This is a genomic window from Nonomuraea sp. H19 (assembly GCF_052068215.1).
Taxonomy (GTDB): Bacteria; Actinomycetota; Actinomycetes; order Streptosporangiales; family Streptosporangiaceae; genus Nonomuraea.
In genome coordinates this window covers 21,760-40,391 of the sequence record NZ_JBQHCV010000014.1, presented here as the reverse complement: position 1 = coordinate 40,391, position 18,632 = coordinate 21,760, and the positions used below count along the sequence as shown (strand labels likewise).

Genomic DNA, 18,632 nt, shown 5'->3' with positions numbered 1-18,632 from the left:
CGCCGAGGGGTGCGCGGAGGCTCTTTCCCACCCAGGCCTTCTTCCGGACGGGAGGCGGGCCTGGGTCTCCAGCCGCTGGACCGGCGCCCCTCCCAGTATTCTGTCCGCCAGGATCGTCGCGACCACAGGAGCGGCTGAACCACGCCCCCTCCCACCCATCGACGACGGTGCCGCCGGCGCACGGGCCACGAGCACGTCACCATCCGCAATCCAGGTGTTCCGCTGCTGACACCGATGTCGTCCGCGGACGACATCGGCACACACAGCACGAAGAACCCCTACCTGGAAGCGAGAACACGTGGAGTTCCACGACCTCGTGGCGCACGCGCGCGCCCACAGCACGTCCCCTGACCCGGGCCGGGCCCGGCTCGCCGAGGGTCAGCAGCCGCTGGCGATGTTCATCACCTGTTCCGACTCCCGCGTGATCCCCACGCAGATCACCCGTACCCGCCCCGGGCAGCTCTTCGAGCTGCGCACCGCGGGCAACGTCATCCCTTCCCATTCCGGCACGCCGTCGAGCGAGCTCGCCACCGTCGAGTACGCCGTCAACGCGCTCGCCGTACGCGACATCATCTTGTGCGGGCACTCCCACTGCGGTGCCGTCGCCGCCATCACCGGTGGTCACGACCCGGTACGGCTGCCCAACGCCGGGCGCTGGCTGGCCTCGGCGCCGCGGCGGGTGCCGTACCGGATCGCCGACGGCAATGGTGATGATCCCCAGCGGACGGCGGAACGGCAGCACCTGGTGGCCCAGTTCGCCGCACTTGCCGCGCTGCCCCTGGTGCGCGAGCGCCTGGATCGAGCGGAGTTGCGTCTGCACTGCTGGTACTACGAGATCGACACCGGCCGGGTGCTGGCGGCTCAGCCGGGCGAAGGCGTCGACTTCTCGTTCCGAGAGCTGTGAGGAGGGGCACATGGCGAACAGCTCCCACCCCTCGTCCACGTCGTCGGCCATCGAACGGCACCGTCAGTGGATAGTCGCCGACGTGCGGGCCTCGGTCGTGGTGTTCCTGGTGGCGCTGCCGTTGTGCGTGGGCGTCGCGGTCGCCTCGGGGGTGCCCGCGGAGCTCGGCATCGTGACGGGGATCGTCGGCGGCCTGGTCGCCGGCGCCCTCCCCGGCAGCAGCCTGCAGGTCAGCGGACCGGCCGCCGGGCTCACCGTCCTGGTGGCCGAGGCGGTCGCCCGACACGGCCTGGCCGCACTCGGCCTGATCGCCGCGGGCGCCGGCCTGGTGCAGATCCTGCTCGGCGTGTTCCGGCTGGGCACCTGGTTCCAGGCGATCTCCCCGTCGGTGGTGCGCGGCATGCTGACCGGCATCGGCCTGGTCCTGGTGCTCGGCCAGCTCTACCCGCTGGCGGCGGGCACCGCCCCGGCCGACACGATCGCCAGGCTGCTCAGTCTCCCGGGCCTGCTGGCCGGGGTGGACGACGCCGCTTCACTGTGGACGCTGGGCGTCGGCCTGCTGTGCCTGGCCGTGCTGGTGACGTGGGGCCGGATGCCCATGCGGCTGAGGGCGGTGCCCGCTCCGCTGGTCGCGGTGGCCGCCGCGGCAGCCCTGGTGTGGGTGTTCGATCTGCCCGTGGCCCGGGTCGAGGTCGGTTCGCTGCTCAGTGCGCTGAACCCGCCAGGGGCCGGGGAGCTCGCCATGGTCACCGATCCGGCGGTGCTGGGGACGATGCTGACCATCGCGATCGTGGCCTCGGCGGAGAGCCTGTTCAGCGCCGCCGCCGTCGATCGCCTGCACGACGGGCCGCCGACCCGCTACAACGCCGAGCTGGTCGCGCAAGGGGCGGGCAACGTGGTGAGCGGCGCGCTCGGCGGACTGCCGATGACCGCGGTCATCGTACGGAGCGCCGCCAACGTCCAGGCGGGCGCGCGTACCAAGGCGTCACGGTTGCTCCACGGGATGTGGCTGCTGTTGTTCGTGGTCGCGTTGCCTGGGCTGCTGGCGGCCATCCCGCTCACCGCGCTGGCCGCGCTGCTCCTCCACTCCGGCTGGAAGCTGATCAACCCGGTCAAGCTGGTGCAGACACTGCGCCAGGATCGGGCGGACGGGGCGATCGCACTGATCACCGCCATCACGATCGCCGGCATTGACCTGCTGACCGGCGTGCTGATCGGCCTGGGCCTGGCCGTCCTGCTGGCGGCCTGGCGGCTGTCACACGTGACGGTCAGCTGGGAGCACGACGATCGGGGGCACGTGCACGTGCGGCTCCGCGGCAATGCCACGTTCCTGCGCCTTCCCCAGATGCACCGATCCCTCCAATCGGTGCCGGACGCCGCGGGCGTGCGGCTCGACCTGAGCGAGCTGCACCACCTGGACGAGGCGACCCGCGACACCTTGGACGCGTGGGCGGCTCAACGGGGCCGGATGGGCGAGCAGGTCCCGGCGGGCGCGCGGTAGGCCCCGGGGGTCCGGTACTGCCGACGGCAGTACCGGACTTTCACATCGTCGGCCTTCCGGGCTCCAGCTCGTCAGGTGCCGGATTGACGAGCGATCAAACTGCAACTAGCCTCGTTACAGTTCGGTCGGTGGCGCGGCGGAGTGCGAAGGGGTCGCATTGGGTCTCAGCAGCAGGAGCGCGGTCGCGATTCACGCGCTCACGATGTTGGCGCGCTGGGGTGAACGCTCGCTGACCTCCGCGGAGATCGCGGACAGCTTGGCGAGCAATCCGGTTCTCGTGCGGCGCATCCTCGGCAGCCTGCGGGACGCCGGCCTGGTGTGGTCCACCGAGGGGCGCGGTGGCGGCTGGTCCCTTGCCCGTGCTCCGCGCGAGATCACGCTCTACGACGCGTACAGCGCCGTCGAGGAGGGGCCGATCCTGTCGCGGCACGCTCATCCACCCAGCGACGCATGCGAGGTCGGGCGCAACATGCAGGCTGTGCTCGAAGCGGAGTTCCGGGACGCGGAAAGGGCCATGGAAGAACGGCTCGGCCGAACGACCATCGCCCACCTGCTCCGGCAGGTGCTGGACATCGAGCGTGAACTCGCGCTACCGAATCGGTAGCTGAGCAGTGGCGGAGGCAGGTCCTCCGCCGTTCTTTTGTCCTAACTGTAACTACGGTAGTGGCAGTAACTGCCGCGCGGAGGATGCGTCGAATGACACCGACGTCGACCACAACCAATCAAACAGGCTCAGGGCTGGCCCTGTTGGCAGTGCTCATGTCGGCGCTGCTTGCCACGGTCATCGCCAGCGACATGGTCAATCTCGTGCTCCCGTCGATCGGAGCGGAGTTCGGGGCTTCCGAGGCGGAACTCGCGTGGGTCGTCACCGGCTTCCTGCTGATGTTCTCGATCGGTATCCCCTTTTACGGCCGCATCTCCGACCGGGTGAGCCTGCGGCGCCTCTTCGGTTTCGCCCTGCTGACCTACGCTGCCGGGAGCCTGATCTGCGCGCTCGCCCCGGATCTCCTCGTGCTCGTGCTCGGGCGGATCGTGATGGGGGTGGGCGCGGCCGCGATACCCGTGCTTTCGATCATTGCCGTCACCAGGTTGATGCCGGCGGACAAGCGAGGGATGGGGATCGGTGTCGTCTCCGCGGCCGCGGGTATCGGCACCGCCGCCGGACCGGCCGTTGGCGGCGGGATCGGCCAGTTCTTCGGATGGCCCGCGCTGTTCTGGCTCATGCTTGTGGTCGCGTTGGTACTGCTTCCCGCGGCGTTGCGTGTGCTGCCGGCCGATGCCCCGGCGGGTGCGGGTCGATTCGATCTTCCTGGCGGCATCCTCCTGGGCCTCGGCGCCGGGCTGGTTCTGTTCGGCATGACTCAGGCGCAGGTCGCCGGCTTCGCCGCACCCTCGTCCTGGGTCAGCCTCGTGGTGGCGGTCGCGGCGATCGCGCTGTTCGGGTGGCGGACCGTCCGCGTCGCGCAGCCGTTCGTCCCGCCTGCGTTGTTCGCCAACCAGGTCTACCGGGCCGCGGTCGTCGTCGCGTTCCTAGCTATGATCATCAATCTGGGCGGCCTGGTATTCGTTCCGCTGCTGCTGGTTGACGTCAACGGCCTCAGCCCGGGGGCGGGGGCCCTGGTCATGATCCCGGCCGGGGTCGCCGTCGCCGTCGTCTCGCCGCTGATCGGTCGCCTCGCCGACCGCATCGGCACCCGGCCCCTGGTGCTGACGGGTCTCGCAGCCATCGGGCTGTTCGCCCTGTTCCTCTCGACCTTCACGGGAGGCACGTCGGTGATCCCCGCGGCGGTCGGGATTCTCGGGCTCAGCGTCGGCTTCCTCTTCGTGATGACCCCGATCATCAGCGCCGCGGCGAGCGCGTTGCCGGCCGACCAGGTCGGCGTCGGCCTCGGGATCCTCCAAGGAGCCCAGTTCCTCGGCGCCGGCACCGGCCCGGCCCTGTTCGGTGTGCTGGTGACCGCAAGGCAGCAAACCGGCAGCGACTCCATCAACCCGTTGTACCCCGGTCACGAAGGCGCTGCCTTCTCCGACGCCTTCCTGGCCATGGCCGCGGTCGTCGTCCCGGCGTTGATCGTCGCCTACCGGATGCGCCCCGCGGCCACGCCGTCCCGCGACGCGGACAAGGCCCCACTGGACCAGGCGAAGCCGAAGGGCTGAAGATCAGTCTGATGGACGCCAGGGGAGGAGCTCGTTCAGTGGAACATAGCCACTTGGCACGTGCGTGAGCCTGAGGCCGAGTGCCGTCATCTGGCCGATCGCGCCGAGCGGAGCGTTAAGAGATCCGGATCGGCGAATCCACAGCGCTTTGCCGAATCCCATGGCCTCAAGCTATCGAGGGAGCTGCGCGACGTTCATGGCGACGCCGAGGACCCGCATCGCCGCCTGGACCCACCGAAGCGGCGGCGCCCACTTCGAAGTGGGCTCGGGAGCGGGCCTCTTTCCTGTCGGCGGCGTACTCGAGGATCGAGACCTTTGGGGAAGCTTGTTGATGTCCTTGGCCGGCCCCCGCGGCGATGCGCTCGCCGCTGGGGCCTGATGTATCTGGAGGAGATGGTCCGGTGGTTCCGCTAGCAATGCGGTGACAGCCGTATCGTCGTCCCCGGATCTCGGGAGATCGCGGGAATCGACGCGAAACATTGGTAATGATCGATAATGTGCCGGGATGGGTGAAGCGTTTCCTCGGCACGTGCTGTGCGTGCTCGGCTCCGGGCCGGACCTTTCGGAGATGGAACGAATCGCGGCTGGCTTCGGCGGTTTCGTCCTCGACCACGACTACTCCGAGGCCGAACCTGACCCTCGGATGCGGGAGGCGTTCGAGGCCAGTATGGCGGGGGTGACCTCCTTCGACGAGGCGGACTGGGCCGCAGTGGAGTCCCATGGCACCGTCGGCTACTTGCTGTCCGCGCCGATGATGCGGGGCCTGGCGGCCGACACTTCGCGGCGGCTGCTGGCGGCGACGGCCGCTCTGTTGCAGTCCGGCGCCGCCACGGCGGTGAAGAGCGAGAGCAGTGGGATAGCACACGGCCGGGACCGCTGGCTCGCGCTGGCCGACCGAGCGGCCGACACCAACGACGAGGGCCTGGCCGGCGCGCTCGTCGCCGCCTGGGTGAAGCGGCCGATCTATGACGGTCAGGTGCTCTACAGCTGCGGCATGCACCTGCTCGGCGCGCCCGAGGTAGAGATCGAGGTCGATGAGGAGCATCCGACCGAGGCCGGACTGCGTGAGCTGGTCGCGCACCTAGACACGCTGGCGATCTACTTGCTGACCGATCCGCGCGCAGAGGAGATCGAGGACGGCGCCGGCTTCCGGATGGCCGAGGACGCACCCCGCTGGTTGCTGCGCACCGGCACATGCGACCGCTACGACGAGGACGATCTGTTCTTCAACCCGTACGGATATGTCCGGCTGACTCACTCCGAGTGACGGACACCCACCCCGAAAGCGAGGCCGCCGCCACCTGAATCGGCCATCTCGGCGGCGTCAGCTTCCACCGCGCTGACGCGCGTGCCGGTGCGGATCTCCATGTCGAGTGTCGGCGTAGCGGCGCAGGTAGGAGACGACCTCGTCCCGGTGGAGGTAGTGGTCCGGGTCGCCGGGGAAGTCGTGTCCGGGCATGGTGCTCCCGCAGGGCGTGGGCGGCGGCGAGGCCGGACCGACCGCCGCCGATGACGATGGTGTTCATGCTTCGTATTGTCAAATCCTGAAATGACAATACGACGATGTAGAGTCATCCTGTGGAGATGGCGACCAATGGGATCCAGCTGACGGACGCGGCCCGCGGCTTCCTCAAGGCGCTGGCCAGCGACACCCGCCAGCAGATCCTCTTCCTGTTCGAGGGCGGGGTGGAGCTGACGGTCAACGAGGTGGCCGAGCGGCTTTCGCTCGCCCAGTCGGCCGCCTCCACCCATCTGGCGACGCTTCGCGACGGCGGGGTGCTCACCGCGCGGCGCGAATGGAAGACCGTCCACTACCGCGCCAATCCCGACGGCGTGCGACGCGCTCTGACGGATCTGCAGGCTGCCCTGCAGGCGTGCTGCCCTCCCGAGGATGGCCCGTCCGTCGGCGGATGCGGATAGGCCCGAACCGGGTTTCCTGCAGCCGGACGCGCACCGATCCGGCGTCCCGGCAGTTTAGGTGAACATCTAATTTGACAGTTCTCTAATCAGTGAGGCATGCTGGCTACTACTTCGAAAACCGTCTAAACAGGAGGGGTGCGATGCGCGCTCTACTGCGCCGGTTGCGCCGTGACGGCACCGTCACGTTCGACGAGACCCGCGGCGAGGTCTGCGACGCGGCCTGCCGGGCCGGTGCAGTGATCGATCGTGCCCGCACCACGAGCCTGATGCTCCGTTAGCCATCTTGCCGACACGAAAGAGGATCATCATGAGTGACGGATGCTGCGGCACCACCGCGCCCCTGGAGGCAGAGCAGCCCATGAGCAGGATCGAGGCCGGCGAGCTGCCGGTGGTGGTCATCGGCGCGGGCCCGGTCGGTCTGGCCGCCGCCGCGCACCTGGCCGAGCGCGGTCAGGACTTCCTGGTCCTGGAGGCCGGCGAGCAGGCAGCCGCCTCCGTCGCCCAATGGGGCCACGTCCGGGTGTTCAGCCCATGGAAGTTCAACATCGACGCCGCCGCCAAGCGCCTGCTGGAGGCCGACGGCTGGAGCGAGCCGGACCCCGAGTGGCTGCCCACCGGCGCCGAGCTGATCACTGACTATCTCGCTCCGCTGGCCAAGCTGTTCGGCGACAAGGTACGGCTCAGCACCAAGGTGACAGCGATCAGCCGCCTCGGCTATGACCGGGTCCGGACCAACGGCCGCGAAGACGTCCCGTTCCTGATCCGTCTCGACGGCGGCGAGGAGTTGCCGGCCCGCGCGATCATCGACGCCTCCGGCACCTACTTCACGCCGAACGTCCTGGGTGCCAGCGGCCTGCCCGCCTACGGTGAGGCGGAGGCCGGCGAGCTGGTCGACCACGCCCTGCCGGACGTGCTCGGCGCCGACCGTGAAACCTACGAGGGCAGGCACACGCTGGTCGTGGGCGCCGGCCACTCGGCCGCCACCACCCTGCTCGCCCTCGCACAGCTCGACGACACTCAGATCACCTGGGCGATCCGCGCGGGCAGCGCCGGCCGAACCTATGGCGGCGGCGCGGCCGACGCGCTGCCCGCCCGCGGCGCGCTCGGCACTCGCCTGCGCGCCCACGTCGAGTCGGGCCGCATTCAGCTGCTGACAGGCTTCTTCGCCCGCTCCGTCACCCGGAGCGGCGACCAGGTGACCGTGGTCAGCCGTGACCCGTCCGGTGCCGAGCAGTCCGTCACGGTGGACCGCATCGTGGCCGCGACGGGCTACCGACCGGACCACTCCATCGCCTCCGAGTTGCGTCTGGACCTGGACCCGATCCTCGGCTCCACCCGGCGACTGGCCCCGCTGATCGACCCCAACCAGCACTCCTGCGGCACCGTGCCCGCGCACGGCGTCGATGAGCTGTCCCACCCCGAACCGGGCTACTACTCCGTCGGCGTCAAGAGCTACGGCCGTGCCCCGACGTTCCTGATGGCCACCGGCTACGAGCAGGTCCGCTCGGTCGTCGCGGCCATCGCGGGCGACTGGGAGGCGGCCCGCGACGTTCAGCTCGACCTGCCGGAGACCGGCGTGTGCTCCTCCAACCTCGCCGAGGCCCAGGAGCAGCGCGTTGGCCTGGCCACCGGCATCAGCGGCGGCCTGCTGGCCACCCCGCTGCCCCTGGCCACCGTCGGCGCCTCCAACGACGGCGGCGGCTGCTGCGGCTGAAAGCAGGGATCGACATGTCAGACGGATACCCGACAGCCGCCCAGAAGGAGGCCTTGCGCCTCATCTGCGACCACGGCCTGTTGCACACGCAAGAGCTGGGCCACCAGTTGGTCAGCGCCCGGCGATCCAGCACCGACCCGGGCTACGCGCCGGCCATCGCCCGCATGGCCGGCACCCTGGCCTGGCGTCTGGAGGCTCAGGGCTTCATCGCCGCAACGGGAGACGAGTGGACGACGACAGCGGACGGCCGCCGCCTGATCTCGTGCTCCAGCGGGCCGGAGTGAGCTCCACCGCCGAGACCGCCGCCCCACACATCAGGGGCGGCGGTCAGCCTCGGTCCGGCCATGGCCGGCGGATCGTCGCCGCGCTGGCCGTCACCCAGACCATCGGGTACGGCGTGCTCTACTACGCCTTCTCCGTCTTCCTCGCGCCGATGGCGCGCGACCTGCACGCCACCCATGCCCAGATCGCCGCCGCGCTCACCCTGTCGATCCTGATCGCCGCGCTGTGCGCGCCGCCGGTCGGCCGCCGGCTGGATGCCCGCGGCGGCCGTGGCCTCATGACCGCCGGATCGATTCTCGGCGCGACAGCCGTGCTGGCCTGGTCGCGGGTGGAGAGTCTGTGGCAGCTGTACGCGGTGTTCGCCGCGATGGGCATCGCCTGCGCCATGGTGCTCTACGAGTCGGCCTTCGCCGTCATCGTCAGCTGGTTCGACGGCCCTGCCCGGGAAGGTGGCCGGGCAGGCGCCCTGCTCGCGCTCACTGTCGTGGCCGGCTTCGCCTCCTCGATCTTCCTGCCGCTCACCGGGCTGCTGGTGGAGTGGTACGGCTGGCGCCAGGCCCTGGTCGTCCTGGCGCTGATCTACGGCCTGGCCGCGATCCCCCTGCACGCGCTCGTCCTGCGCCGCCGTACCCACGCCAAGCACGAGCACGCCACAGCGGAAGAGCGTGCCGGCATCGTCAAGGCCGCCACCCGCCGGCGGCCGTTCTGGCTGCTGGTGCTCGCTTTCACCGCCAACGGCGGCGCGGCGGCGGTGATGGCCGTCCTGCTCATCACCTATCTCATCCACCTCGGCCACTCACCCGTCCTGGCCGCCACGCTGGCCGGACTTCTGGGGGTGCTGTCGGTGGCCGGACGCCTGCTCACCACCGGTCTGCAACGCCGCCTGCCCGCCGCCCTCATCGCTGCTGCGATCTTCGCCCTGCAGGGGGTCTCCGTCCTGTTGCTGCCGCTGGTCGGGCGCGCGGTGCCGGGCGCCATCGGCTGCGTGCTGGGATTCGGGCTGGGCTTCGGCATCGCCTCCATCACCCTGCCGCACCTGCTGGTCAGCCGGTACGGCACCGCCGCCTATGCCACACTGTCGGGCCGTATCGCCGCCTTCTCCGTCGCCGACAAGGCCCTCGCTCCGCTGGGAGCGGTCGCGCTCGCCCAAGCAGTCGGCTATGTCTGGGTGATGGGCGCGGTCGCCGCCGCCTGTGTGATCGCCGCGTTGGCCTTGGTCGCGTACCATCGCGTATAATTTCGATAGATTTCGAAATAAGGGGGCCGGATGACCGCCGTCACGATCCAGTGCTGCGCGCCGATCGTGCGCGAGCCGCTGTCGGAGACCGACGCCGCCGAGCTGGCGGTCATGCTGAAGGCCGTCGCCGACCCGGTACGGCTGCGCCTGCTGTCGATGATCGGCTCCCACGCCGGAGGCGAAGCCTGCGTGTGCGACCTCACCGACGCCTTCGACCTGACGGCGCCCACGATCTCGCACCACCTCAAGGTGTTGCGTACAGCGGGCTTGATCGACGGCGAGCGGCGCGGCACCTGGGTCTACTATCGGATCATCCCCGAGGCGGTGAACAAGCTGGGCGCCCTGTTCGCGCCGCTGACCGAGTCCGCGCCCAGCAGCCCAGGTGAGCTGGAGCTCACCCCCGTATGACCGATGAACCCGCGCGGTCGATGTCCTGGTCACCGGCGGTGGCCGGGCGGGTTTAGCCGCCGGCTACTACCTGCGCCGGGCCAAGGCCGATTTCGTCGGGGGAGAGCCACCCGGCGGCCGGCTGGGAGCGGCCGGCGTTGTACGCGCAGACGAACAGGACACTAGGCACCAGCGGGCTCCTTGCTGAACAGGCGCCGCCCCCACAGACTGACGTAGACCAGGGCGACCAGGACGGGCACCTCGATGAGCGGGCCGACCACCCCGGCCGGCGCCTGCCCCGAGGTGACGCCGAACACGCCGACGGCCACCGCGATGGCCGGCTCGAAGTTGTTGCCGGCCGCGGTGAAGGCGAGCGTGGAGACGAACTCACCCGCTGACACATTGGGTCTGCCCGGCGGCGATCAGCGCGTTTACGCTGTCGAAAGCCCTCGTTCATCGTGTGTACAGACAAGAAACGCATAGATGTTTGTCTATGGGTGAACGATCGGAGCGCCCTGACCTTGTTCCGAGGGGAAGCACCTATGACCGCGCTTGATCGACGATCCTTCCTCGGCCGCAGCCTCGCCACCGCCGGCGGTGCGCTGGCCAGCGGCGTCGCCATCCATACCCTGGGCGCCCACGCGTCCTGGGCCGACGCCGGCCGTCCCGCCTTCGACTCCGGCGAGGTCGGCTACGGCGCGCTGCGGCGTACCCCGGCGAAGAACACCGGAGAGGAGTTGCTGGCCTTGCCGGCCGGTTTCTCCTACGTCGTTCTGGGCAAGACCGGCACGCCCATGACCGACGGGGTGGCGACGCCCATCGCCCACGATGGCATGGCGGCGTTCCCCGGCACCCGGCGTGGCACCGTACGCCTGATTCGCAATCACGAGGTGCGCACGACTCCCGGCTCGCCGACGGGCCGTGTCCTCGTGCCCGGATCTGAGCGCTACGACGAGCTCGGCGTCGCCGGCACCACCACGCTGGAGGTGGACCTGCGCAGCGGTGAGGTGCTCAAGCACTTCGTCAGCCTCAACGGCACGATCGTCAACTGCGCCGGTGGCATGATGTTTCAGCGTCGTGGCTGGCTGACGTGTGAGGAGACCACCGCCGGTACCAAGCAGGGCTGGCAGCGCAAGCACGGTTACATCTTCGAAGTGCCGCTGGAGGGCCCGGAGCCCGGCAAGCCCGCCGCCTCGATGCCGCTCACGGCGATGGGTCGTTTCTCTCACGAGGCCATCGCGGTCGATCCTCGTACCGGCTACGTCTATGAGACCGAGGACGACTCAGGCAAGCCGGACGGGTTCTACCGCTTCCGGCCCAAGGACCCGCGCAACCTGGCCGCGGGCGGGGTGCTGGAGATGCTCAAGATCAAGGGCGTCGACAACTACGACTGCCGCGAGGGCCAGAAGATGGGCGCCCGCCTGCCGGCCGAGTGGGTCACCATCGACGACCCGGACCCCGACCTGGAGAACGGCGCACAGACCTGCACCCAGCAGGGCCTGGCCAAAGGCGGAGCGAAGTTCAACCGTCTCGAGGGCTGCTGGTACGGCGACGGCAGCATCTTCTTCAATTCCACCAGCGGCGGTGACGCCAAGAACGGCGACGCTCCCAACGCGGACGGCTTCCGGGAGGGGTACGGGCAGGTCTGGCAGTACATCCCCGGCCGCAGCGACGGCGGCACGCTGGTGCTGGTGTACGAGTCGCCCGGCCGCAAGGAACTCGACTCGCCGGACAACCTGCTCTTCACTCCGCGCGGCGGGATCGTCCTGTGCGAGGACGACGCCTCCTCGGTCGACGCGGACCCGCATCCCCTGGCTCCGGGACTGACCAACGTCAACCGCCTGATCGGGCTGGCACCGGGCGGCCAGCCGTTCGAATTCGCCGTCAACATCTCCGACGACAGCGAGTTCGCGGGCGCCTGCTTCAGCCCCGACGGATCCGTCATGTTCGTCAACACCCTCGGCGCCACCACCGAACTCGATCCGCCGGGACGCACCTACGCCATCCGCGGCCCGTGGCAGCTGGGACCGCTGTAAGCCCTATCTACAGCTCGGCGGCGTGCCGTACGCCGCCGAGCCGCTGCATCCCGATGGCCGCCCAGAGCACAGCGCCTGCCGGGATTCGAGCTGGGCGATGGCGGCGCACGCTCGGGCCATCTCCTCTAAGCCCTCACCGGATCAGGGCCGAGCTGCGGGAACCCTGGACAGGCGGGTGAAGAGGCGATGGCCGTCATCGGTGGCCCGGTAGAAGACCCAGGTGCCGCGCTTGTCCGCCGCCAGCAACCCGGCTTCCCGCAGCGCCCTGAGGTGATGGCTCACTGTCGGTCCGGCCAGGTCGAAGGCGTCGGTGATGTCACAGACGCACACCTCGCCATCGGCATGAGCCAGCACGATACTCAAAATGCGCAGACGCACCGGATCCGCCATGGCCTTCAGCTGCCGCGCCAGGTCGGCGGCCGTCTGCGGCGGCATCGGGGGGCCGGGGGCTGCGCCGACGCAGCTGTCATCGGATGACCGGAGAAGCATCAGCTATCCATTCATAGACACGCATCTATTTTCCATGGCTTTCGATGCGATTGTCCAGGCGCCGATCGGGTGGATGACCAGCCAGAACCTACGGAAGCAAGCCTCGGAGCGCGTCGAGGCGGTCCGGCACGATCGCGTACCAGGACCACTTTCCGCGCCGCTCGCGGGTCAGCAGGCCCGCATCGACGAGGATCTTGAGATGGTGGCTGACGGTGGGCTGAGTGAGCCCGAGCGGGGCGGTGAGGTCGCAGACACACGCCTCTCCGGCTTCGCTCCCGCTGATCATGCTCAGGAGCTGGAGCCTCGTGGGGTCGGCGACCGCCTTGAGTGCGCCGGCGAGATGCTCGGCCTGTGATCGTGTGAGCGGCTGGGCGACGACGGGAGTGTGGCAGTCCTCGTCCCGGCTGAGCGCGTTCGGGGCGATCGACAGCGTCTCGTCACGGTCCACCGCATCAGTGTACGGAGCACCGGCCCCGAACGAGATCTCGCTGCCGGCAACGATCCACCGCCTTCTCCCATCGCGCCCGGCCGCTACCGGCGTTCGGTCTCGGTCCGCTGGTGACGAGCCGATCGAGGATGCCCGCCGACATCGCCGAGACCCGGCTGGCGCGAGGGGGTGTGGGGGCGATATCGCCGCGTCGAGTCAAGCTTCCTCGGCGAGGGGGTGCTCTTCGCCCCATACGAGCATGGCGTACAGGATGCCGCTGAGGCTCTGGCCCTGTTCGGTGAGTTCGTAGACGACGCGGGGCGGCACCTCGGCGTGCACCGTACGGGTGAGGATCTTCTGGTTCTCCAGGGCGCGCAGCCGGTCGGTGAGCGTCTTGGCGCTGGGCTCACCCAGGGCGGAGCGCAGCTCCCCGAACCTCTTGGGCCCGGTCAGCAGCTCCCGGATGATCAGTGTCGTCCATTTGCCGTCGAGGACCTTGAGCGTCCGCTCGACACCGCACCCTCGTGGGGACGCCGTCCTCAGGCGAGCGGCGATGTCCGCCCCAACAGTTTCCATATGGAAACTATATTTCGTTCTAGGTACTACTTCACTTTGGAAACTAATGTGCCGACCCATGAACACCTCCACCGTTGTCGTCCATGGAGCGACCGGCACCCAAGGAAACCCCGTTGTCCGGCGCCTCCTCGCCGCGGGCCACCGCGTGCGCGCCGCGGTCCGCGGCTCCTCCGCGCCCAAGCTGCCTGCAGGCGCCGAACCGGTCTTCGCCGACCTCTCCGTGCCCACGTCCCTGGCGGACGCCTACGCCGGGGCCGATGCGGTCGTCGTTCAGCTGCCGCTGGTCTTCGCCGCCGAGGCGGCGGTCGCACAGGCCGAGGCGGTGCTCAGCGCTCTGAAGGAGGCGGGGGTGCCGCGGGCGGTGTTCAACACCGGTGGCCCGCCGGTCACCGAGCCGACGGGGGTGCCGTTCGTGGACACCAGGGCGCTGCTGGCCACTGAGCTGCCGGGCGTCGTCGGCGTCGCCACGGTGGTGGGGCCGGCGTTCACCTACATGGAGAACCTGGCCGCCCCCTGGTCGCTCCCGCGCGTGGCCGCCGGGGAGGTCGCCTACCCGCTGCCCGGGGAGATGCCGGTGCCCTGGCTGGCGCTCGACGACCTGGCCGCCACCATCGCCGAGCTCGTCGCCGACCCCGCCCCGCCGCCGCTGCGGATCATGGCCGGGCCTCAGTCCCTGACCGGCGATCAGGTCGCCGCGGAGCTCGCCGCCGTGTTGGGGAGCGAGCTGCGGTGGCGAACCGTCGAGCCGGGCGAGTACGAGCGGATGCTGGCCCCGCACCTCGGGCCCGAGGCCGCCGCAGGCGTTACCGCCGCCTACACCCCGCCCCCGCCCGGAACGCCACCGCCGCCGGCCCCGGACCCGGCGCTGATCAGGTCCGGGACCACGACGCTGCGCGAGTGGGCCATGCGCCGGGACTGGCGCTCCTGAAGGCGACGACGTGCCAGGCGGCGCCGGGCCCGTGCCGCCTGGGGCCGCACAACCAGGCGATGGAGATCCCACGCGATGCGGCTCCCTGGGATGGGTCGTGGATACCGTAGAGCCGTAGCTGGGTGAGCACCTCATCGCGCGTCCTGAAGTCGTTCGGCCATGGAGCATGGATCACCCCGCCCCTGGACGAGCCGTCCAGGGGCCGTCGAGCCATGGCGCAGAGCGCTCTCGCGTCCTCGCGCGTCTGCCCTGGAGCATGAACGAATGTCTATCCAGACACGCGTCGCCGGGCCGTCTCCGACCGGAAGCTGTGACCCAGCTCAGGGCCGAGGCCCTGGTAATGCCGGAAATTGAAGATCAACGGACTCCACGCGGCCGGGTCCACGTGGTCGGTGCCGGGAACGACGATGGAGGGGTCGGCGTGCACCCGCACCACGTGCGTCTCGACGATCAGAAACCGGCCCGTCGCGTCGGGCCGGGCGCGTTCGGCGCGCGCTTCCAACTGCAGCGGGCAACCCGCGACACGGGGCGGCCGGACGAGGTCGGACGGCTCGGCGCGCAGACCGGCCGCCTCGAACTTGGCGCTCTCGTACCGGTAAAGCTCCCGCTTCTCGGCCGGCACCGGATCGCGGCCGGTGAGGCGGGCCAAGCGCTCCACGGCCTGCCATTGATGCGGCGCCGGCAGATTGATCACCACATCGGGACGCGCGGTCAGATTGTGCGCTGTCTGTCCCGACCTCAACAGCCCGAGCACCACCGCCTGGCCCAAGGCCCAGGCGGACGACATAGGCGAGAGATTGACGGTGGCGTCGTCGTTCTCGGTGGTCAGCAGAGCGACCGGCGTCCCGAAGTAGAGAATGTTCGGGGCGATCACCACGTGATCGCCCGCGGTGCTGCCGGAGAGGTCATGCGTTTCGGTGGTCATGGCCGGAAACCATAGGTACCGGACGCTTCGGTCAATACCGAAATGTCGCTTTGCGAGGATGGGGCGATGAGCAGCCGTGACATGCCCGACGGTCACCCCGACGTCGCCGCGCTGGCCGGGTTGCTGGCCGACCGCAGCCGCGCGGCGTTCTGCCTCGCCCTGCTGGACGGCCACGCCTGGACGGTCACCGAACTGGCCCGCTACGCGGGAGTGGCCGTCTCGACGGCCACCGAACACCTCAACCTGCTGGTCGCCGGCGGGCTGCTGACCGAGGAGCGCCGGGGCCGCCATCGTTACCTGCGGCTCGCCGGCGCCGACACCGCCGAGCTGATCGAGAACCTCGCCGCACGCGCTCCCCGACGCCCCACACCGGTGCGCTCGCTGACCGACGCCAACCGCCGCCGCGCGCTGGCCCACGCGCGGGTCTGCTACGACCACCTGGCCGGTTCGCTGGCCGTCGCGATCGCCGACGGGATGACCGCGAGCGGGTTGCTGACCTGGGAGCACGGTCCCAGGCTCACCGAGCGGGGCATCGCCTGGCTCGTCGAGGCCGACATCGCGACGGACACGCCGCCTCCCGGCCGGCAACCGCACATCCGCACCTGCCTCGACTGGACCGAACAGCGCCTTCACCTGGCCGGCGCCCTCGGCGCGGCACTGTACGGCCACATGGTCGCCGCCGGTTGGCTGGCCGAGGCCGGTCCCAGCCGGATCATCACGCTCACCCCGGCCGGCCGCACCGGACTCCGCGACCACCTCGGTCTGCCCGACGCGGCCCTCGTCCCCGTCGGTTGATCCGGCGCGAGTGAACGCAAGCTAGCCATCCCGTTACTGATCGCTGAGTCGTGTTTGTTTGTAGATCACAACGGATATTTGATGAGATCACCGGCTACTTGCTGACTTCCTCTCTCAAAGGCATCAAATGACAACAAACCTCCCCTCCTTTCCCGCCGTGGACGAAAACCCGCTCGACACCTGCATCCGGCTTCGGGAGATCGCTCCCGTGGTCGAGGTGGAGTTCCCAGGGGGCGTGCCCGCCTATCTGGCACTGACCCACAGAGCCGTGCGGGAGATCCTCGACGGGGACAACAAGACCTTCCTCAGGGATCCCCAGCACTGGCCCGCTCTGCACGACGGATCGATCCCGGAAGACTGGCCGCTGCGAGCCATCATTCAGGGCGGTCACCTGGCCACCGTGGACGGTGGCGACCACAAGCGGCTGCGCGGTCTGGTCGGCAGGGCGTTCACGCCTGCCCGGGTGCGAGCACTGGAGCCGCGGGTCCAGCAGATCATAGATGGCTTGCTGGATGACGTGGTGGCCGCCGGTGACGGCGTCGACCTGGTGCCCGCCTTCACTGAGGCGCTGCCGATGTGGGTGATCTGTGAGTTGTTCGGCGTGCCCGCCGAGGACCGGCTCCGGTTACGAAACTGGACCGCGACGCTGCTGGCGCACACCACTCCGCCGGATGTGGCGTTCGCGACGCAGAACAACCTTCAGGCCTTCCTGCACGACCTGGTGGAGCGCAAGCAGCGGGAACCGGGCGACGACCTCACCTCCGGCCTGGTCCAGGCCCGCGACGAGGGTGACAAGCTCACCACCGACGAACTGGTCGGCGTGCTGTGGCTCATGCTCGTCGCCGGCCACGAGACCACCGTCCACCTGCTCGGGTACGCCATCGTGGCGCTGGCTCAGAACCCCGGCCAGCTCGAGCTGGCCAAGGCCGAGGACCGGTGGGCCGACGTGGTCGAGGAGACCGTGCGCTACCGCCACTCGGTGATGATGACCAGCTTCCGTTTCACGGCGGAGGACGTGACCATCGCCGGGGTGCACATCCCCAAGGGCCAGGCGGTGGGTGTGGTCTATCAGGCGAGTGGCATCGATCCGGTCGAGTACGGCGAGAGCGCGAACCGGTTCGACATCACTCGCGAGCAGACCGGACACCTCGGCTTCGGCCACGGCCCGCGGTATTGCATCGGGGCGCCGCTGGCCCGCATGGAGAGCCGGCTGGCGCTCGCCTCGCTGTACCGGCGGCTGCCTGGCCTCAGCCTCGCAATCGACCCCGACGACATCCCCTACTCCCCGTCGTTCTTCACGATCGGGCCGCTGTCCTTGCCGGTCAACCTCGGTATCGCCAAGCCCTGACCAGCCATCGTCCGGCCCCGGCAGCTCACGGTTGCCGGGCCGGACTGGTTTCCGCGCGGCCCGCTCACCAGATCAGCTCAAGCAGCCGCTCGAGCTGCGTGGGTGGGGTTGCCGGCAGGCGCGGGGTGCACCGATTCGAGGCACGTCTCTTGGTGCGGCTGTGTCAGGGAGGTTGGCAGCGAGGGCACCAGACGGTCGTACGGCCGGCGATACGGCGGCTGGACAAGGGTGTGCCGCAGCGCGGGCAGGGGCTGTCGGGCTCGTCGCGGGTCCCGGTGAGCCAAGTGTCACGCGGAGGCACGCATTCGGCCTTGATCGCTTCTCGCAGGACCCGGCGCATCGCCTCGTACAACGCGGCGCATTCGGTTTCGTCCAGATCTCCCACGGCACGCTGGGGATTGACACGGGCATGCCAGCAAATCTCGTCCGCGAGCAGGTTGCCCAGGCCTGCGATGAAAGTCTGGTCGGTCAGCGCCGACTTGAGCCGTCCCCGGCGGCCCGACAGCAGTTCGTCGAAGCGCTCGCGTGATACGTCGCGCGCGTCCGGGCCGAGATCGCCGAGCACCCGCTCGGCTTGAGTCTTATCGCCCGCAAGGCGGATGCCCTGGAGTTTCCGCATGTCGCGGAAGCGCAGCTCACCGTCGTCGAACTGCCAGACGACCCGGTCATGCCGGTGCCATGGCTCCCCAGGGGAATGCCAGGACAGCGAGCCGGTCATGCCGAAGTGCAGCATCAGTACCGGCCCGCCGGCCGGGGCGATCAGCCACTTGCCGTGCCGCCGCGGCCGCTCGAACCGGTGTCCTCGCAGCGCGCCGGCCAGTTGCCGCGCGCCGATGCCGCGAAGAACCCCGGGGTCGCGCACGCGCACGGCCCTGATCGGCTCGCCGGTGTGCTCAGACAGCACCCTGCGGAAGCCCTCCACGTCAGGGAGTTCCGGCATGAGAAATGCCCTGCCCACCCAGCCCCGCCTCATCCCTGAGCCGCGACGTGCTGTCCCGCCTTGGGC

At 69.6% G+C, this 18,632-nt stretch carries 21 protein-coding genes and 1 pseudogene; 15 read left to right on the top strand and 7 right to left on the bottom strand.

Annotation, left to right across the window (positions count from 1 at the left end; all coding sequences use genetic code 11):
• Positions 1–298 precede the first annotated feature (298 nt).
• The 5 genes from ACTMTI_RS29400 to ACTMTI_RS29380 all read left to right on the top strand — a co-directional run bounded on the left by ACTMTI_RS29400 (position 299) and on the right by ACTMTI_RS29380 (position 5,829).
• On the top strand, positions 299–904 hold the full coding sequence (locus tag ACTMTI_RS29400; protein ID WP_441123798.1) for a carbonic anhydrase: 606 nt from the start codon (positions 299–301) through the stop codon (positions 902–904).
• A 10-nt stretch (positions 905–914) separates the two neighbouring features.
• Positions 915–2,405 carry a SulP family inorganic anion transporter gene (locus tag ACTMTI_RS29395; RefSeq protein WP_441123797.1) on the top strand — a complete coding sequence of 497 codons (1,491 nt, stop codon included), beginning with the start codon at positions 915–917 and terminating at the stop codon, positions 2,403–2,405.
• 157 nt (positions 2,406–2,562) lie between these two features.
• A complete protein-coding gene (locus ACTMTI_RS29390) occupies positions 2,563–3,009 on the top strand; it encodes an Rrf2 family transcriptional regulator (RefSeq protein WP_441123796.1) in 447 nt (148 codons plus the stop codon).
• A gap of 92 nt (positions 3,010–3,101) precedes the next feature.
• On the top strand, positions 3,102–4,562 hold the full coding sequence (locus ACTMTI_RS29385; RefSeq protein ID WP_441123795.1) for an MFS transporter: 1,461 nt from the start codon (positions 3,102–3,104) through the stop codon (positions 4,560–4,562).
• 505 nt (positions 4,563–5,067) lie between these two features.
• Complete coding sequence (locus ACTMTI_RS29380; RefSeq protein WP_441123794.1) at positions 5,068–5,829, top strand: hypothetical protein; 762 nt, start codon at positions 5,068–5,070, stop codon at positions 5,827–5,829.
• Positions 5,830–5,886: 57 nt separating this feature from the next.
• On the opposite strand, the gene ACTMTI_RS29375 is transcribed toward ACTMTI_RS29380, so the two are convergent.
• Positions 5,887–6,021 (bottom strand): hypothetical protein, encoded by a 135-nt coding sequence (locus ACTMTI_RS29375; RefSeq protein ID WP_441123793.1) that lies wholly within the window; start codon positions 6,019–6,021, stop codon positions 5,887–5,889.
• A 125-nt stretch (positions 6,022–6,146) separates the two neighbouring features.
• Between ACTMTI_RS29375 and ACTMTI_RS29370 the strand changes: the two genes are divergently transcribed.
• The 6 genes from ACTMTI_RS29370 to ACTMTI_RS29345 all read left to right on the top strand — a co-directional run bounded on the left by ACTMTI_RS29370 (position 6,147) and on the right by ACTMTI_RS29345 (position 10,123).
• Positions 6,147–6,482, top strand: coding sequence for an ArsR/SmtB family transcription factor (locus ACTMTI_RS29370; protein ID WP_441123792.1), 336 nt, complete (start codon positions 6,147–6,149; stop codon positions 6,480–6,482).
• Between the two features lie 140 nt (positions 6,483–6,622).
• Entirely contained in the window at positions 6,623–6,760 is a 138-nt protein-coding gene (locus tag ACTMTI_RS29365) for a hypothetical protein (protein WP_441123791.1), read from the top strand.
• A 29-nt stretch (positions 6,761–6,789) separates the two neighbouring features.
• Complete coding sequence (locus ACTMTI_RS29360) at positions 6,790–8,196, top strand: FAD-dependent oxidoreductase (RefSeq protein ID WP_441123790.1); 1,407 nt, start codon at positions 6,790–6,792, stop codon at positions 8,194–8,196.
• Between the two features lie 14 nt (positions 8,197–8,210).
• Entirely contained in the window at positions 8,211–8,480 is a 270-nt protein-coding gene (locus ACTMTI_RS29355) for a hypothetical protein (RefSeq protein WP_441123789.1), read from the top strand.
• A complete protein-coding gene (locus ACTMTI_RS29350) occupies positions 8,423–9,715 on the top strand; it encodes an MFS transporter (protein WP_441123788.1) in 1,293 nt (430 codons plus the stop codon). Before ACTMTI_RS29355 ends, ACTMTI_RS29350 begins: the two co-directional genes overlap by 58 nt.
• 30 nt (positions 9,716–9,745) lie before the next feature.
• A complete protein-coding gene (locus tag ACTMTI_RS29345; protein ID WP_441123787.1) occupies positions 9,746–10,123 on the top strand; it encodes a metalloregulator ArsR/SmtB family transcription factor in 378 nt (125 codons plus the stop codon).
• 161 nt (positions 10,124–10,284) lie between these two features.
• Here the strand turns inward: ACTMTI_RS29345 and ACTMTI_RS29340 are convergent.
• Positions 10,285–10,482 (bottom strand): annotated as a pseudogene (locus tag ACTMTI_RS29340) (arsenic resistance protein); the annotation flags it as partial.
• Positions 10,483–10,644: 162 nt separating this feature from the next.
• Here ACTMTI_RS29340 and ACTMTI_RS29335 point away from each other — a divergent pair.
• Positions 10,645–12,138, top strand: coding sequence for an alkaline phosphatase PhoX (locus tag ACTMTI_RS29335; RefSeq protein WP_441123786.1), 1,494 nt, complete (start codon positions 10,645–10,647; stop codon positions 12,136–12,138).
• A gap of 141 nt (positions 12,139–12,279) precedes the next feature.
• Here ACTMTI_RS29335 and ACTMTI_RS29330 read toward each other — a convergent pair whose 3' ends face one another.
• From ACTMTI_RS29330 to ACTMTI_RS29320, 3 genes are all read right to left on the bottom strand, one after another.
• Positions 12,280–12,573 carry an ArsR/SmtB family transcription factor gene (locus ACTMTI_RS29330; RefSeq protein WP_441123785.1) on the bottom strand — a complete coding sequence of 98 codons (294 nt, stop codon included), beginning with the start codon at positions 12,571–12,573 and terminating at the stop codon, positions 12,280–12,282.
• Positions 12,574–12,715: 142 nt separating this feature from the next.
• On the bottom strand, positions 12,716–13,075 hold the full coding sequence (locus ACTMTI_RS29325; RefSeq protein WP_441123784.1) for an ArsR/SmtB family transcription factor: 360 nt from the start codon (positions 13,073–13,075) through the stop codon (positions 12,716–12,718).
• A gap of 195 nt (positions 13,076–13,270) precedes the next feature.
• Entirely contained in the window at positions 13,271–13,630 is a 360-nt protein-coding gene (locus tag ACTMTI_RS29320) for a winged helix-turn-helix transcriptional regulator (RefSeq protein WP_441123783.1), read from the bottom strand.
• 58 nt (positions 13,631–13,688) lie between these two features.
• Between ACTMTI_RS29320 and ACTMTI_RS29315 the strand changes: the two genes are divergently transcribed.
• Entirely contained in the window at positions 13,689–14,558 is an 870-nt protein-coding gene (locus ACTMTI_RS29315) for an SDR family oxidoreductase (RefSeq protein ID WP_441123782.1), read from the top strand.
• 268 nt (positions 14,559–14,826) lie between these two features.
• Here the strand turns inward: ACTMTI_RS29315 and ACTMTI_RS29310 are convergent, their stop codons facing one another.
• A complete protein-coding gene (locus ACTMTI_RS29310; protein ID WP_441123781.1) occupies positions 14,827–15,483 on the bottom strand; it encodes a flavin reductase family protein in 657 nt (218 codons plus the stop codon).
• A 66-nt stretch (positions 15,484–15,549) separates the two neighbouring features.
• Between ACTMTI_RS29310 and ACTMTI_RS29305 the strand changes: the two genes are divergently transcribed.
• Positions 15,550–16,278, top strand: coding sequence for an ArsR/SmtB family transcription factor (locus tag ACTMTI_RS29305; protein ID WP_441123780.1), 729 nt, complete (start codon positions 15,550–15,552; stop codon positions 16,276–16,278).
• Positions 16,279–16,405: 127 nt separating this feature from the next.
• Positions 16,406–17,626, top strand: coding sequence for a cytochrome P450 family protein (locus ACTMTI_RS29300; protein ID WP_441123779.1), 1,221 nt, complete (start codon positions 16,406–16,408; stop codon positions 17,624–17,626).
• A 163-nt stretch (positions 17,627–17,789) separates the two neighbouring features.
• Here the strand turns inward: ACTMTI_RS29300 and ACTMTI_RS29295 are convergent, their stop codons facing one another.
• Positions 17,790–18,566 carry an Fpg/Nei family DNA glycosylase gene (locus ACTMTI_RS29295; protein WP_441123778.1) on the bottom strand — a complete coding sequence of 259 codons (777 nt, stop codon included), beginning with the start codon at positions 18,564–18,566 and terminating at the stop codon, positions 17,790–17,792.
• Positions 18,567–18,632: the final 66 nt, after the last annotated feature.

What these genes read in the sequence shown, in the direction of transcription:
- ACTMTI_RS29320 (WP_441123783.1), bottom strand. Translation starts at nt 13,630, where the DNA reads ATGGAAACTGTTGGGGCGGACATCGCCGCTCGCCTGAGGACGGCGTCC.
- ACTMTI_RS29365 (WP_441123791.1), top strand. Translation starts at nt 6,623, where the DNA reads ATGCGCGCTCTACTGCGCCGGTTGCGCCGTGACGGCACCGTCACGTTC.
- ACTMTI_RS29375 (WP_441123793.1), bottom strand. Translation starts at nt 6,021, where the DNA reads ATGCCCGGACACGACTTCCCCGGCGACCCGGACCACTACCTCCACCGG.
- ACTMTI_RS29295 (WP_441123778.1), bottom strand. Translation starts at nt 18,566, where the DNA reads ATGCCGGAACTCCCTGACGTGGAGGGCTTCCGCAGGGTGCTGTCTGAG.
- ACTMTI_RS29380 (WP_441123794.1), top strand. Translation starts at nt 5,068, where the DNA reads ATGGGTGAAGCGTTTCCTCGGCACGTGCTGTGCGTGCTCGGCTCCGGG.
- ACTMTI_RS29360 (WP_441123790.1), top strand. Translation starts at nt 6,790, where the DNA reads ATGAGTGACGGATGCTGCGGCACCACCGCGCCCCTGGAGGCAGAGCAG.
- ACTMTI_RS29385 (WP_441123795.1), top strand. Translation starts at nt 3,102, where the DNA reads ATGACACCGACGTCGACCACAACCAATCAAACAGGCTCAGGGCTGGCC.
- ACTMTI_RS29315 (WP_441123782.1), top strand. Translation starts at nt 13,689, where the DNA reads ATGAACACCTCCACCGTTGTCGTCCATGGAGCGACCGGCACCCAAGGA.
- ACTMTI_RS29395 (WP_441123797.1), top strand. Translation starts at nt 915, where the DNA reads ATGGCGAACAGCTCCCACCCCTCGTCCACGTCGTCGGCCATCGAACGG.
- ACTMTI_RS29300 (WP_441123779.1), top strand. Translation starts at nt 16,406, where the DNA reads ATGACAACAAACCTCCCCTCCTTTCCCGCCGTGGACGAAAACCCGCTC.
- ACTMTI_RS29345 (WP_441123787.1), top strand. Translation starts at nt 9,746, where the DNA reads ATGACCGCCGTCACGATCCAGTGCTGCGCGCCGATCGTGCGCGAGCCG.
- ACTMTI_RS29330 (WP_441123785.1), bottom strand. Translation starts at nt 12,573, where the DNA reads ATGCCGCCGCAGACGGCCGCCGACCTGGCGCGGCAGCTGAAGGCCATG.
- ACTMTI_RS29310 (WP_441123781.1), bottom strand. Translation starts at nt 15,483, where the DNA reads ATGACCACCGAAACGCATGACCTCTCCGGCAGCACCGCGGGCGATCAC.
- ACTMTI_RS29355 (WP_441123789.1), top strand. Translation starts at nt 8,211, where the DNA reads ATGTCAGACGGATACCCGACAGCCGCCCAGAAGGAGGCCTTGCGCCTC.
- ACTMTI_RS29370 (WP_441123792.1), top strand. Translation starts at nt 6,147, where the DNA reads ATGGCGACCAATGGGATCCAGCTGACGGACGCGGCCCGCGGCTTCCTC.
- ACTMTI_RS29305 (WP_441123780.1), top strand. Translation starts at nt 15,550, where the DNA reads ATGAGCAGCCGTGACATGCCCGACGGTCACCCCGACGTCGCCGCGCTG.
- ACTMTI_RS29335 (WP_441123786.1), top strand. Translation starts at nt 10,645, where the DNA reads ATGACCGCGCTTGATCGACGATCCTTCCTCGGCCGCAGCCTCGCCACC.